This is a genomic window from Robertmurraya phoenicis (assembly GCF_047302285.1).
Taxonomy (GTDB): Bacteria; Bacillota; Bacilli; order Bacillales; family Cytobacillaceae; genus Robertmurraya.
On the sequence record NZ_CP154845.1, the window covers coordinates 4,689,557 to 4,703,537 of the forward strand.

18 protein-coding genes and 2 pseudogenes are annotated in these 13,981 nt (G+C 38.6%); 10 read left to right on the forward strand and 10 right to left on the reverse strand.

The features are described from left to right. Positions 1-41 precede the first annotated feature (41 nt). A complete protein-coding gene (locus tag AA0X71_RS23405; protein WP_413357698.1) occupies positions 42-515 on the forward strand; it encodes a DUF2062 domain-containing protein in 474 nt (157 codons plus the stop codon). Positions 516-583: 68 nt separating this feature from the next. Here the strand turns inward: AA0X71_RS23405 and AA0X71_RS23410 are convergent, their stop codons facing one another. Together AA0X71_RS23410 and AA0X71_RS23415 are read right to left on the reverse strand one after the other, a co-directional pair. Then, entirely contained in the window at positions 584-1,675 is a 1,092-nt protein-coding gene (locus tag AA0X71_RS23410; RefSeq protein WP_413357700.1) for a copper resistance D family protein, read from the reverse strand. Between the two features lie 3 nt (positions 1,676-1,678). Continuing rightward, positions 1,679-2,254, reverse strand: a complete 576-nt coding sequence (locus AA0X71_RS23415) for a copper resistance protein CopC (protein WP_413357702.1) — start codon at positions 2,252-2,254, stop codon at positions 1,679-1,681. A 173-nt stretch (positions 2,255-2,427) separates the two neighbouring features. On the opposite strand from AA0X71_RS23415, the gene AA0X71_RS23420 reads away from it, so the two are divergent. Both AA0X71_RS23420 and AA0X71_RS23425 read left to right on the forward strand, forming a co-directional pair. Continuing rightward, positions 2,428-3,255 carry a sensor histidine kinase gene (locus tag AA0X71_RS23420; RefSeq protein ID WP_413357704.1) on the forward strand — a complete coding sequence of 276 codons (828 nt, stop codon included), beginning with the start codon at positions 2,428-2,430 and terminating at the stop codon, positions 3,253-3,255. After that, the gene (locus AA0X71_RS23425) at positions 3,256-3,897 is read left to right on the forward strand and encodes a response regulator (protein ID WP_413357706.1); all 642 of its coding nucleotides are present in this window, start codon (positions 3,256-3,258) and stop codon (positions 3,895-3,897) included. Between the two features lie 265 nt (positions 3,898-4,162). On the opposite strand, the gene AA0X71_RS23430 is transcribed toward AA0X71_RS23425, so the two are convergent. From AA0X71_RS23430 to AA0X71_RS23445, 4 genes and pseudogenes are all read right to left on the reverse strand, one after another. After that, on the reverse strand, positions 4,163-4,627 hold the full coding sequence (locus AA0X71_RS23430) for a hypothetical protein (protein ID WP_413357708.1): 465 nt from the start codon (positions 4,625-4,627) through the stop codon (positions 4,163-4,165). Positions 4,628-4,642: 15 nt separating this feature from the next. Continuing rightward, entirely contained in the window at positions 4,643-5,080 is a 438-nt protein-coding gene (locus AA0X71_RS23435) for a LytTR family DNA-binding domain-containing protein (RefSeq protein ID WP_413357709.1), read from the reverse strand. Positions 5,081-5,263: 183 nt separating this feature from the next. After that, positions 5,264-5,440 (reverse strand): annotated as a pseudogene (locus AA0X71_RS23440) (GyrI-like domain-containing protein); the annotation flags it as partial. A 216-nt stretch (positions 5,441-5,656) separates the two neighbouring features. Beyond that, positions 5,657-6,214 (reverse strand): cupin domain-containing protein, encoded by a 558-nt coding sequence (locus AA0X71_RS23445; protein WP_413357711.1) that lies wholly within the window; start codon positions 6,212-6,214, stop codon positions 5,657-5,659. Between the two features lie 455 nt (positions 6,215-6,669). Between AA0X71_RS23445 and AA0X71_RS23450 the strand changes: the two genes are divergently transcribed. The 6 genes from AA0X71_RS23450 to AA0X71_RS23475 all read left to right on the forward strand — a co-directional run bounded on the left by AA0X71_RS23450 (position 6,670) and on the right by AA0X71_RS23475 (position 10,096). After that, positions 6,670-6,999 carry a PadR family transcriptional regulator gene (locus tag AA0X71_RS23450; protein WP_413357713.1) on the forward strand — a complete coding sequence of 110 codons (330 nt, stop codon included), beginning with the start codon at positions 6,670-6,672 and terminating at the stop codon, positions 6,997-6,999. After that, positions 6,996-7,373: a DUF1048 domain-containing protein gene (locus AA0X71_RS23455; protein WP_413357715.1), complete on the forward strand. Its 378-nt coding sequence runs from the start codon at positions 6,996-6,998 to the stop codon at positions 7,371-7,373. The genes AA0X71_RS23450 and AA0X71_RS23455 overlap by 4 nt, the downstream gene beginning before the upstream one ends. Positions 7,374-7,391: 18 nt before the next feature. After that, complete coding sequence (locus AA0X71_RS23460; RefSeq protein ID WP_413357717.1) at positions 7,392-7,733, forward strand: DUF1048 domain-containing protein; 342 nt, start codon at positions 7,392-7,394, stop codon at positions 7,731-7,733. Positions 7,734-7,885: 152 nt separating this feature from the next. After that, positions 7,886-8,647 (forward strand): ABC transporter ATP-binding protein, encoded by a 762-nt coding sequence (locus tag AA0X71_RS23465; protein WP_413357719.1) that lies wholly within the window; start codon positions 7,886-7,888, stop codon positions 8,645-8,647. Further along, a complete protein-coding gene (locus tag AA0X71_RS23470; protein ID WP_413357721.1) occupies positions 8,648-9,397 on the forward strand; it encodes an ABC transporter permease in 750 nt (249 codons plus the stop codon). Between the two features lie 384 nt (positions 9,398-9,781). Beyond that, positions 9,782-10,096 (forward strand): DUF2809 domain-containing protein, encoded by a 315-nt coding sequence (locus tag AA0X71_RS23475; protein ID WP_413362732.1) that lies wholly within the window; start codon positions 9,782-9,784, stop codon positions 10,094-10,096. 96 nt (positions 10,097-10,192) lie between these two features. Here the strand turns inward: AA0X71_RS23475 and AA0X71_RS23480 are convergent, their stop codons facing one another. Then, on the reverse strand, positions 10,193-10,561 hold the full coding sequence (locus AA0X71_RS23480) for a hypothetical protein (protein WP_413357723.1): 369 nt from the start codon (positions 10,559-10,561) through the stop codon (positions 10,193-10,195). 280 nt (positions 10,562-10,841) lie between these two features. Next, positions 10,842-12,032, reverse strand: a complete 1,191-nt coding sequence (locus tag AA0X71_RS23485; RefSeq protein ID WP_413357725.1) for a YhgE/Pip domain-containing protein — start codon at positions 12,030-12,032, stop codon at positions 10,842-10,844. A gap of 167 nt (positions 12,033-12,199) precedes the next feature. Here AA0X71_RS23485 and AA0X71_RS23490 point away from each other — a divergent pair, with 167 nt between their 5' ends. Next, positions 12,200-12,817 (forward strand): TetR/AcrR family transcriptional regulator, encoded by a 618-nt coding sequence (locus tag AA0X71_RS23490; protein WP_413357727.1) that lies wholly within the window; start codon positions 12,200-12,202, stop codon positions 12,815-12,817. A gap of 109 nt (positions 12,818-12,926) precedes the next feature. Here the strand turns inward: AA0X71_RS23490 and AA0X71_RS23495 are convergent. Together AA0X71_RS23495 and AA0X71_RS23500 are read right to left on the reverse strand one after the other, a co-directional pair. Further along, a pseudogene (locus AA0X71_RS23495) lies at positions 12,927-13,416 on the reverse strand (EVE domain-containing protein). Between the two features lie 8 nt (positions 13,417-13,424). After that, positions 13,425-13,964 (reverse strand): DinB family protein, encoded by a 540-nt coding sequence (locus tag AA0X71_RS23500; RefSeq protein ID WP_413357729.1) that lies wholly within the window; start codon positions 13,962-13,964, stop codon positions 13,425-13,427. Between the last annotated feature and the right edge of the window lie 17 nt (positions 13,965-13,981).

The window sequence follows — 13,981 nt, forward strand, 5'->3', positions numbered from 1 at the left end:
TAAAAATGTAATAGTTGAGTTGTCATGAAGGGGATCAATAGATGAAGATAAAACGCAGAATTAAATATTATTTTATCCGTTTGTTTCGCCTGAAGGGAAGTCCTCATCAGGTAGCAGCAGGACTTACCATGGGCTTCTTACCAAGTTGGTTCCCTACTTTCGGGTTAGGTCCTGTACTTTCCGTCAGTTTAGCAAAGCTAACACGTTCAAATGAGGTCGCCGCGTTAGTTGGCGGAGTCATCGGAACGCCTATTTGGCCTTTGCTTTTTCTTTTTAATTATAAAATCGGTAGTCTACTATTAGATAGGCAACCAAAAGTAGATGGCCTTGAGGAAGTCGATTATATTAATGCTCTTCAGCATACGATTGAAGGAGTAACTGGTAGCCATTCTCGTGGTTTTTCATTTCTAATCGGTGCCATCACAAACATATTCGTTTTTTCTATCCTTATATATCTTGTTGCTTATTTAATTTTTAAAAAATATCGGGTAAGCATATTAGAGAAAATTAGATAGACAGATGGTTACGATATAGTTGGTGCATAACTTAAAAAAGACTGAATCCCCAAAGGATCCAGTCTTTTTTAACGCACAACTACCGATACCATTAACATCAAGTAAATACTTATTACGAATAAGCTACTCAAAAGAAAAGATACGAAAATCGGCGCTTTCTTGAAAAATGCCCAACCCATTAATCCTAGCAAGATAATCGATAGGATAAGAAAATAAACGGTATTTAGGTTCCCAGCAAAAGCAAGAGTGCTACCTAAATCCATAATATCACCATGAAATAAGCGAAATAATGGTGATACTACTTCATTCGTCATATAGTTTCCATGTGGTGGTGGCGCTTGTGAAAAAATAGCTGTTACTGTTAAAATCACCAATAAGATCATACCTTCTACGCGAACCCAAGGAATAGGTTTATAATTAGCAAATTTCGATACGAAAGACTTCACGATAACCCCATTCACAAACGCATAAAAAACAAGCGGTAATAAAAATAAGTGTTTGATTAATAACCCTTGTCCATACGAAACTCTCCAAGAGTCCATGTAATCATCTACCATAATATCTGTTAATAAAAGACCACTGATCGCTGTTATCATGAAACAGCCAATTGCCACCATTGAAAACCATCTTAAAAACTTGAGCCAATTTTTATCATTGAGTGAACTCCAGCCAATAACGAGTATAATCCCAACCCAAACACTTACAGCAGCTAAATGGATAAAATCACTAGTGATCCCTAATACAAGATTTACAGTACCGGCATGACTTGACCATGCCACTGTTAAAATCAACCCAAAGGATAGGGCGATTCCTAACAAAGCAAATATCCCTTGTTCTTCTGGTTTCGCAAACAGGATTAATAGTACTAATATAACCGAACCAAGAAGCGTAAAATTCCAAGTCGTTCCAACAGTAAAGCTCGTTAACACCATTTTAAACGACTCCACTAAACCTAAGCGCGGAGCAAGATACAACGCAAGATCAAATATTGGAACAAATGAAAAAATAGGTACTCCCACTGCACTAATAAGTAAAAACCGCTTTTTTATACTTACATCAGGACGATAATCGTTTGGGACAAGCAGCAAAATAAAGCTTCCAGCTAAGAGCGAAAAACATAAATATAAAAGTACTTGGCTAATAGTATTTGTTACTTCCATCTATTATTTCTTTCTTCTAGTAAAATAGATGACTCCGCCTGCCACCAAAACAACGAAAAGAACAACAAAAATGAGGATCATTGAGGATGATTCTTCTTCCTCGCCATTCTCTGAATTCGCTGATTCTTCATTCTCGACAGTTTGCTCATGTGCTTCAATGTCCTCATTCTCTTCTGTGGATTCTACAGGTTCTTCTGACTCTTCGTTTACATTTTCTGAAACTGGTGCATCCACTGTAAAGGAAAATTCCCCTTCTAACGAGTGACCGTCTGCACTAAGAATACTCCAACTCACTTGGTATTCACCATTTGCAAATGGTTCAGCAACAGTGGCTGTTAATGTATGTTCAACGATTTCCGTCTCTTGTAATTCAACTGCTTGTCCATCCGTTGTTGTCACATCTACAAAGCTCCCTTGTTCAATATCGCCCTCAAAATCTAGAACAATTTCACTTAACGCTTCTGTTACAACCTCACCATCAGCTGGATTTGATCCTTCTAAATGTGAATGAGCAAAAGCTCTGTTCGCTACCGATATTGCAAGAAAAATCGCTAATACTGCAATAAATATACGTTTCAAAAAAATACCTCCCAAAGATCGTTTCGTTTTCTATGTCGTACTAGATGATATTATAAATATAAACACAAGATTAAATAATACCTCAAAAGAGTGATTTTTTATTATAATCGTTAAAAACGTATAAATAGGTGATAAAATAGAAACACCATTTTAGATAGAAAATAGGTGAAAGCTTGAAATATAACCATATTAAATGGCTTATTTTAATCACTCCGACCGTAACGATTGCTTTATGGGAATACATTCGTCACGAATTTCTTCTCTCTCATATCTCTATGGAAATGGGAAATTATTTGTCTCCGCTATTGGTTTTTATCATTACATTCGTATTTTTACGTCACCTTTTTTCCCTTTTAGAAAGAATGCAAGTGGAATTACGAGTAGAAAAGACGAAAAAAGCAGCACTAATCGAGAGAGAGAAGTTAGCGAGGGAACTTCATGATGGGATTGCCCAATCACTCTTTCTTTTGTCTGTAAAAATGAATAAATTTGGGAAAAGGAATGAACTAGAAGAGGATCTTGATTTTCAAAAAATCAAACAAACCTTACAGCATGTTCATGAGGATACCCGCCAAGCGATTACAAATTTAAGATATTTACCGAATAATGAACCTTTCAATTGGACTGAAACTCTATACCAATATATCGCCGAAATTAAAGAACATCATTTAATCGATATTCACCTTCAATGGAATATCCAAGAGAACCGTTTATCACCGAAAGAGAAAGTAGAATTGTTTGCGTGTATAAAAGAATCGGTTATCAATGTCATTAAGCATGCCAAAACCGAACAAATTTGGATACAGGCAAGTGAAGATCACAATGGTTGGAGTTGTGAAATTAAGGACCAAGGAATTGGGTTTATAGATGAAGCCTCACAATCTAATAAAGGTTACGGTCTACAAATCATTCAAAACAGGGCCCTAGATATGGGTTGGGAATTTTCAATCAAAAGAATGGGGAATGAAACGATCATAGCCTTAAAAAAGGAGCTGAAATAAATGCAACCTTTTCGAATACTTATCGTTGATGATCATGCCCACGCAAGAGAAGGCATTCGCGAAATCCTCGAAGAGTTTGAAGACTTCCTTATGATTGGTGAAGCGAAGAACGGGGAAGAGGCCGTTCAACTGACAGAAGAATTACTGCCTGATATTATCCTCATGGATATAAAAATGCCCGTAATGGACGGACTGGAAGCGACGAAAAAAATCAAACTCAGGTTCCCATCTGTCAAAATTGTCATGATTACCGTTTCCGATGATATTACCGATTTGTTTGATGCCTTGAAAAAAGGAGCTCAAGGGTACCTCCTTAAAAACATTCAATCTGAAACATGGGTCGAGCATTTAAGAGCATTTGCCCTCGATGAAGTCCCGATGTCGAAGGAAATTGCCTTTCAAATCCTGAAAGAGTTTCCGCAAAGAAAAGTCATATCAAAGGAAAATATCCCTTTATCGACGAGGGAATTAGAACTGCTACAACTAGTAGCCAAAGGTTTATCCAATAAAGAAATTTCGAAGACACTTTTTATCTCCGAAAATACGGTCAAAAGCCATCTCAAAAACATATTAAGTAAACTTCATTTAGAAAATCGCGTCCAATTAACAAGCTACGCTTATAAGCAAGGTTTGGTGGAATAAGAGTAGCCGTATTATAGCAGCAGTGACCGAAGAGGTTATCGAAAACACAAAAGCTACAGTTACAGTAGTTCCGCTCATAGAAAGCGTAATCCTTACGGTGGCAGTCATTATTATAAGCGCAGCAGTTAAAAAACACACTAAAAAATCTTGTACTAAAGTGTACAAGATTTTTTATATTTTTCATTCTAAAGCAAACTTCTCATTAAATGTTATAACTAGTTCTTTACTTTAAAAAAATGTTGTCGTCTTCTACCTAACTTTTAAACTAACTCATCTTTCCTCTCTCTTGGTAAACTTTAAGATGTTCATTAAGCTTTTTCGTTTCTTGCTCAGTTTGCCAAAACAATGCCAATAATAGCATCGAGTAACCGATGACTAGAATGCTACAAAAAACAATAACACTCCAGAGAGGAAAACCATCAAACCAACCAAAGCCAAGCGTAAAGCCAATCGTTACAACCGATGACCAAATTAACCAAGCAATGGAACGATACATATGGAAAGAATCCTTTGCCATAATGATCGTCTGACCAAATCCAATCAATATGCACGCACTAACCATTTGAATCGCAGTCCATAAATCGAGTACGACACTATCTCCAATACTAATTTTTCCAAAGACAAGATACATGAAAACAAACATCGAAAAGTAGATTCCCATGGTGCCTTTTGATTCAAAACCAAAAAGAAGTAGATCTTTAAAAAGGTTCTTAGATTGCTCTTGTTTCATCTTCATTTCCTCCTATCAGAATATACCAAGCCTATTCAATAACACTTGTTTATAACGGCGAGAAACAATTAGCATCTCTCCATTCTTCAACGTTACTTCAATACGACTATTGATCAAACTTTTTATTTTTTCGACATGATGAAGATTCATTAGTTGCGACTTCCCGATTCGAATAAATCCTGTATCTTCGTATCTCATCTCCAATTGAGACAAGGTTTCATGCGTTTCGAATACAAACTCCTCGGTGTAGAGAAAAGTATTGCCATCGACTGCTTCTACATAAAACACTTGGTTTGGCAAAAGCATGAATACTTCGCCTTCCTTTTTCGCCACAATCTTTAATGTTCGATCTCTCAGTAAAGAAAGGATCTCTAACATTTCATCATCCAGTTCTTTACAACGAAGGATGATTTCGTTGTCCCCACTCTCTGTATGTTCAACTTTAATCTTCATGACAGCCTCCTCTCTATCCAAAATATGATACTATCAGCTGATATCTATAGTGTATTTGCTTTCCTCTTCGTTTTCTACCTCTGGTACGATAAGTTGCAATTGAGAGCTACTAAGTTACACTTTCACATAAAAAACGAAGGTCTACCGGTCAATTTCCCCGATAGAACCTTCGTGGCCAACATTCTATTGATTTTTCACTGGTACCCAGATTTCACTATAGTAATCTTCTGAAGAAGGGTCAGCATCACTCAAATACACTTCCATCTCAGGTCCTCCCGCATGTTCATACCCTGTTGCTGGAAACCACTCTGAGAAAATCCTCTCCCATACCTTTGGCATCGCATCAGGCATGGCACCATGCTATCTAGCATTCTTTGAAGCCCCTCCATATAATCTCTCCTCTCAACATTCAGTCTATCAACAACCGTTTGATACTTCCTGTTCATCTGTGCTCATTTATGACAGGTTCATCTTATATGTACATACTAAAACTATATAGAAAAATGAGCTACTTTCCTATAAAAAGACATTAAAAATACCCGTCATGATAACGGGAATAAGTTTCTACTATTTTCGTTAATGTTCCATCATCATTGCTTCTCTTTTTGTTCTATGAACGGTTCCAAATGGATGATTAGGTGGTGCATAAATGGAGTATAGTTTAAGAGGGACGCTTCCAGTGTTCTTTACGTTATGCCATGTTCCAGCAGGGATCATAATCGCAAAATCATCATTCACTTTTCTTTCGAAGGTTAAATGCTCTTTACTCTTTCCCATTTGAACAACGCCCTGCCCTTGTTCGATGCGTAGAAATTGATCCACGTTAGGGTGCATTTCTAATCCAATATCTTCGCCCACAGCGATACTTATCAATGTCACTTGCAAATGATTTCCTGTCCATATCGCCGTACGAAATGTTTTATTTTGCTTTGTGGCTTCATTGATATTTATAACAAATGGTTGTTTGCCATAATCCTTTAACTCCATTTTCTTTTTGGGTGACGAAAAATTGAACCATCTGTGCGTATTATCTGCATAGGGCATCTCCCAATAACCAGGATACCTCGACATATTGTACATTGATGCATTTAGACGACAATATTGAGATGGATAAACATAAGGAACATAGTACATACACTAACCACCTTTCATAGGTTGATTAAATATCCTATGCTAGCGGGAAGATAATGTACCTCTAATAGGATTTCTTATGATAAACTAAACGTCGCATTATGGTTTCAAGCCGTGCATTGAGATGGAATTTTTCTAAGATTGACGCGATGCCTACTCTTAAGATCCATACAGAAATCGCAATAACTGTGACTCCAGTGTTGTTCCAAATCTAATGCTACGGAAGACACAAAGATGACTAACAGAGTTTCATCATTTAGGATTTGCGGGTAAAAATAGGCTATCTGTTTCTACAAATAATTTGAAAGTCCAGTTGACACTCTCGCTACTCGGTGTTACTATGTAGAGGTAGTAAGCAATACTTAATAGCTTAATCGTCCAAGTGCTATTAAGTAAAAATTTCCTTCGGTACTAAGTTATAATGAATATAAGTCATACAGATTAGAGGAGCTTTAAATATGGAACATTTAACTGAAATGCTAAAAGGTTCGCTGGAAGGCTGCGTATTAGAAATCATTAGTCGCCATGAAACCTATGGCTACGAAATTACCCGCCGCCTGAACGAACTTGGATTTACTGAAGTCGTGGAGGGGACGGTCTACACCATTCTCGTGCGATTAGAAAAGAAAAATCTCGTGAACGTAGAAAAGAAACCGTCAGATATGGGACCGCCCCGCAAGTTCTACACTCTTAATGATGCTGGCCGCCAGGAACTTGAACTTTTTTGGAAAAAATGGGATTTTGTATCGTCAAAAATTAATATCCTAAAAGGGGGAGAAATAGTATGAAGAAATTTATCGAACTCATCGTTGGCGATTTAGAAAGCAAGAAAGAATACAAAGCATTTATGAAAAAAGTAAATTCCCTACCGAAAGATTACGCCTTTGTGTTCAGAAAGATTCAAAAGTACATGTGGAATTTCGGTTATGGATTTGGTGAAGAAATCATCAATTTGTATGAACTGTTTGAAGCTAGTGCAGCAGAAGGCAAGCATGTACTAGATGTTACTGGTGAAGACGTGGCGGCATTTGCCGACGAATTGATCGCTCTCTCAAAACTAGATGAAGAATCGGCGAGTTTATTAGGAGGGCAAGTAGAGTTGAAAAAAGAAATTGAAAGTAGAGTTCAACAGCAAGTAAAAATATGGACGAATAAAAAATAAAATAGGAGGTTAAATACGATGGTAAATTTCATCAAAAAGATCCTTGACGATAAAAAGGAATACAAAGAAATGATGGCGCGTGTGGAAGCTTTGCCAAGCGACTACCAAGAAGCCTACAAAAAAATCTGCGACTATATGTGGAGTTTCTCCTCTGGAAGCGGCATGGATATGCTGAGAATCCAGTACGATCTCATTGATTTGTTTGAAGCTGGTGCGGCAGATGGCAAAGACGTATTGGAAGTGACAGGTGAAGATGTGACAACATTCGCCAATGGGCTTATCGACCAAGCGAAAAGATGGGATGATAAGTTACGCAATAATTTGAACAAAAGCATTCTGAATCGTGTGGGTAAGAAATAATAACCGTTGTACAACCCAACTGATTAGCTGGTTACACATGTACTTATTAACTTCGCTATTCAGTTATTTTTTAACTCGGTAGTAAGTCATACAGATTATCAGTCAGACTAAATAGCGGTGTGAAGAACTTTTTATTGAGGGAGGAAAAAAGTATGAGCAATGTAGCGATTTCTGTAAAAGAGCTAAAAAAATCCTTTAAAGATCAAGAGGTCTTAAAGGGAGTGGATTTTGAAGTACGGCGTGGCGAAATTTTTGCACTGCTGGGCTCAAATGGAGCAGGCAAGACGACGACGGTCAACATCCTCTCGACGCTGATGAAACCCGATGGTGGTGAAGCAAGTATTTGCGGCTATGAGGTCCAGCGTCAACCGAATCATGTTCGCCAGAGCATCAGCTTGACAGGGCAGTTCGCTGCTTTAGACGGCATGCTCACAGGAAGCGAAAACCTGATGATGATCGCCAAATTGCGGGGAGTTTCCAATCCCGTTCAAACCGTCGACCATCTGCTTGCAAAATTCAATCTGCGTAACGCGGCCAATCGCCGGGCAGACCAATATTCCGGCGGGATGAAGCGCCGGCTTGACATCGCTATGAGCCTTATTGGAACACCAGCAGTCATATTTCTCGACGAACCAACAACAGGGCTTGACCCTGAAGCACGGCTTGAGGTCTGGGATACCATCAAGGAACTTGCCGGCGGAGGCACGACCATCTTGTTGACGACTCAGTATCTAGAGGAAGCTGAACAACTGGCGGATCGTATCGCCATCCTGCATGGTGGAAAAATCATCACAACCGGTACTCTTACCGAACTTAAAAGTTTGTTCCCACCAGCGAAAGTGGAGTACATCGAGAAGCAACCGACATTGGAGGAAATCTTCCTCGCGATCATCGGCAAAAAGGAGGAAAAATAAATGAAAAGTAACACAGGGGTATTACTAGGTCGTTTAATGCGTAATATCATTCGCAGCCCGGATACGATTATTACGGTAGCCATTACGCCGATCATGATGATGTTACTGTTTGTCTACGTATTTGGCGGTGCCATAGAGACAGGTACGGACAACTACGTCAATTATTTATTACCGGGAATCTTGCTGATGGCTATTGCATCCGGCGTCGCTTACACTACTTTGCGGCTATTTAACGATGTAAAGAGCGGGTTGATGGCACGTTTCATTACCATGCCCATTAAGCGCTCGTCGGTATTATGGGCTCACGTATTGACTTCGCTTGTTTCCAATGGGCTTACTCTCGTGGTGGTTTTCCTTGTCGCCCTCTTGATGGGCTTCCGTTCTAATGCAGATATACTGGAATGGCTTGCGGTAGCCGGGATACTCGGGCTGTTTACCCTGTCCCTGACGTGGATTGCGGTCATCCCTGGATTGACAGCGAAATCTATGGAAGGGGCGACAGCTTACTCGTACCCGCTGATTTTCTTGCCATTCATCAGTTCGGCCTTTGTACCGACTGAAACCATGCCTAAAATCGTGCGTGCCTTCGCTGAAAACCAACCCGTGACTTCCATCGTGAATGCCATTCGTGCCCTTTTGTACGACGGATCTGTTGGCAACGATATCTGGATTTCGCTTGCCTGGTGCGTCGGCATCATCGTTATCGCTTACTTCTTTGCCAGCAAAGCATTTAAACGCCAGTTAGGGTAAGTACATGGGAATAAGCAAATTTATGGATAGGAGAAGCTAGGGAATTTCAAGGTGCTTTTGTATAGGATGAGACTTAAGAAAGTGACCAGGAGGACCATAGGGTACGGTTCTCCTTATTCTTGTATCGTACTCTCTCCCCTTGGTTTTTCCCTACTGCTAGCGACCATTCTCCTCTCCACACAAGACATCTCCACCTGTTTCATGATAGGATGTAACCAATACTCATTTACGGAAAAACAATACGAAAACAGTATATGATAAAGAGTGATACTATTGACTTCAGTAAAAACAAGTCTCCCATGGAACGGGAAGAGCAGGATGGCCTATGTACTTGCAGTTTTTATAAGCATTATATTAGGACTAGTCTCCAGAAAATTTGGTCAGATGCTTCCACTCTTTGTCGCTGAGAATGCCGGAGATATGATATGGGCGATGATGATCTATTTCGGATTCCGCCTCCTTCTAGTCCATAAAAGCATGCTCACCGCGATAGTGCTTAGTTTTTTATTTTGCTTTTGCATCGAGTTCAGCCAACTATATCAAGCTACCTGGATCAACCAACTACGTAGTACGGTTCTCGGGGGATTGGTCCTCGGTAAAGGGTTTCTCACCATAGACCTGCTTCGATATTCTGTTGGAATTATACTTGCCGCTACCTTGGATAGGATAAAAATGGCTTCCATTCAGTTTAAAAGATAGGATCAGTTCTATCATAATTAAAGTAATGAAAGATGAGCAGGAGAAAAGATTAAGTTTTGAGATAAAATTTTTTACTAGTATCCATTTTTTAGATTTTCACTCCCACGATAACGTAAAATTTCCTCTATGCTTTTCTCCTTCTACCTGCAGCTTATAGCTACCAGAGTGGTTGAGTGTAAAGCTATCTCCATCTTTAAGCGTTTTAAGTGTTTCACCATCAGAATTAATCACCTTAGCAATTAACTCTCCTTTTTCAGTACGGACTGAAAAGGTGATCGTATAGCTTTCCCCGTTTGCAATGTTTACTTTTTTGAAATATTCCCCCGAGAAGCTATCATATTCTCCAATTATACTATTATTTGTGGATTCAACCTCTCCAATACTTATTACGTATGTTCCCCCCGAACAAGCAACTAAATTAGATAGTAATAATACCATTAAGAAGAGCACTCCTACCTTCTTCACTATTTACAACTCCTTTTATTAAAAAATTCATTCTGTAAAAGAGTTTATGTAATTAAATTATACGTTTGGGTGAGTTCAAAAGGGAGAGAAAACGATTGGATCTGGATTGAATTTTGATTGAAAATGAGATTGGACTGATGAGGAAAGCCGTTCCCTCCTATAGAGAAACGGCTTTTTATAAACTATTTATCAGTTAGCCAAGATATTGGATCCCTGCACTTGGATAACATGCTCTTCAAATTAGTGAAGCAAAATTACGATGAGTCCAATATATTGCTACTTATATGTTTTGAGAATCAGTTTCTACTTCCTTCCCTTTATTATGTTTAAAAACAGTGCCCATTATCACAATCATGCTTATTATTCCAATCCATACAAGGGTAGATAAAGAAGAACTCCAAGACAATTCTTTCCCGAAGAAAAACAATTCCCGCAAACCTTCTATCATAAATCGCATTGGTAACCAAGAGTAAATCCAATCTCGATAAAATGGAGACATCATTTCAGGTGCCATTGCCAGTAAAGGCGATCCAAAGAATAGCAATAGGGCAAAGACTGCAATACCCTTCATCCCAACTAACGAGAGTACAGCTAAAATCATTAGAATGAAGCTAAATGAGCTAATGCTTAACAATAAGGCTGTATCGAGGTAATCTGGTATGCTCAATCCTACCATTCCCTCTGCTATCCAGGTAAATCCGAATCCAATTACTAATGCTATAATAGCACCCATTACAATTTGCCCTACCTTTGTGACAAGACTTTCCTTTCTAGTGCTGACAGACAATTTATTAATAGCAATAAATAGAGTCGCTGCACTGGCCATACTTGCCATCCATAATGGCTGGAATAAGGAAAAAGGGGCGTTACCGTTTGCACTATTTTCTCCAGTTTCATTCACGTTGATGACTGTTTTTGTTATTGGCGCAGCAATACTAGATGCCTGTTCTACTGTTAAAGTTGTTCCTTGTGCTTCGAACCCCTCAAGTAGTTGTGTACGAACATTATTGTTCAAGTTATCAACTATCGCAGTTAACATTTGATTTGCCATTGTTGAAGCTGCCATATTCATGCCCTGATTGATAAATATTTGTACTTCTGGTCCAGTAGGTACTGGTGTCTGTAATGATGCTTGCTTCACACTAAAGTCTTTCGGAATGACCAATGCCGCATAATATTTTTGCTTATCCAAACCTTTTTGTACTTCTTCCGTGGACTTTACTTCCACCCACTTTACAATAGGGTCTTCGTCCTGTGTAGTTGCTGAAGACTTTTGCATCATTTCGACAATCGTTTGCCCCATATTCATCTTCGGTTGATTAGGAATTTCGACTCCCTCATCCTCATTTACGATAGCAATAGGCAGATTTTTAGGTTGCGGTTGGACCGATGGAAATAATGTAAGTGAAAAAATGAAAATTATTGCCAATGCAATGATTGGTGAAACCAATAACAGTTTGTTTTTAAACATTTATTTAACCCTCCCTATTTTTTTGTTATAATAATGAACACCGTGTTGTTTATCACATTTCAAATTTTATAACTGTATCCTTTTCTTTTCAATAATCAAAAATCGCAGATGTGTTGGTTAAGGAACACCTATTAAAAATGTGTTAATAAAATGAAGGAGGAAATAGCTTGCGAGATGGTAATAAGGATTTACGGGTCATTCGGACAAAAGATTCCATCCGAGATGCATTAGTAGAATTAATCGAGGAAAAAGGTTTCGAAGCAATTACGGTTAAAGACATAACAACTCGAGCAAAAATTAACAGAGGAACATTCTATGCACACTATCAAGATAAATTTGATTTAATTAATAAATGTGAAGAAGAAATTATGCTTGATATGTCCAAAATTGCAAAACAGAACTTTCACAGTGTAGTTGCCGCACTAGAAAGTAACTCACAGACGTTAGCTCCATTTTCTCTTGCAGTCTCAATATTTGAGTATCTCAATGAAAATAGTGGATTTATGAAAGCGGTGTTAGGTCCTAAAGGGGATTTGTCTTTTCAAACAAGGTTAAAAGATTTTATGTGGAAAACAATGTTTGGAAATAACCCAGATGCACTTTTAAAGGAGGAAAATTTACTTGTTCCAGGACAATACTTAGCTTCTTACGTTGCGTCCGCACATATAGGAGTAATTCAAAGATGGTTGGATAGTGGAAGAAAAGAATCTCCTCAAGAAATGGCTCATATCCTATCGACTATTACAGTTAATGGTCCTCTCTTTGCACTTGGTTTAAAAAAATGAATTAGTAAAAGAGACGGTACCTAGAAAGCGGTACTGTCCCTTTACTAATATTATACATCTTGCACTAAACTACACCGTTACTTTAAGTGAAACTGTTCACAAATTATAATCAGTGGTTTAAGATTTTGATTAATTTAATATCGGATAACGCCTGTTCCTCACCATCTAACATCGAGGTAACGATTGTCATAAAATCTTCAGCTCCAATTTCAAAATGACCTCTACGGAATGTAAACCCCCAATTGCGATTTCCACGCGTAAAAGTGAGCTGGTTTAACCACAACGCAATCTTAACTTCTCGACAAAAGGAATATAACGAATATCTCTGCGAAATGGTACAAACGACTCCGACACCTGATGTTTGTAGGCTCCATTGTCCGTAACCTGACCAATAGCGGTAGATGCTTGAAGTGGCTTCCTTTTGGAAATGTCCGTACGAGGAGAATAGTATATCAGCCAATCACCTCGAGACATTTGACGCAAAGGCGATGCCTTACCGTGACACAACTGTGCAAACCACCTTCTATAGCTAAATTTACATGAGAAGCGGATACAACGCCAATCCAATATCTGCTGTTATGACTTGTTATACTTGACATGACGCCCCCTACTCTTCAAACGCTAAACTCGTTTTCAACCGATCCAGTTGTAAAAAATGATGTCTGTAATGCATTTCAATCAACAAAAACCACTCCTGCGCGTTTAATGCACCGAATGCCGGATGAAGAATTTTGTTACTTACGGGCGCTTGATGTAGTACTGACTCCATATTCCTCATCCGTTCCCATACATTGTGAAGTCCCTCTACCAAATGCTCCATGCTCTCGGGTGATTGCGGAGTATAATTCGGCGAAGCAGGGACCTTAATACGAACGGCAGGAAATTGTTCTATTTTAAATACAACCTTACCCTGCTCCGTTTTTTCCTTCGCTGGATTCAATGTAGATTCGCTGCCAGCTAAACATTGCTCGACATTATGCAAATGCATGAAAGCTGATTGAATTAAATGTACATACATCTGTCCAATGGACCATTCTTCCGCGTTCAACTTTCTATGTAATTTCTCCATATTAAGTTTTTTTAGTTCTGTCAAATATCTTTCTACTGTAAATTCAAATGACTTCAAAACTTCCTTTGTACTTCTCATCGTTCAAGCAACTCTCC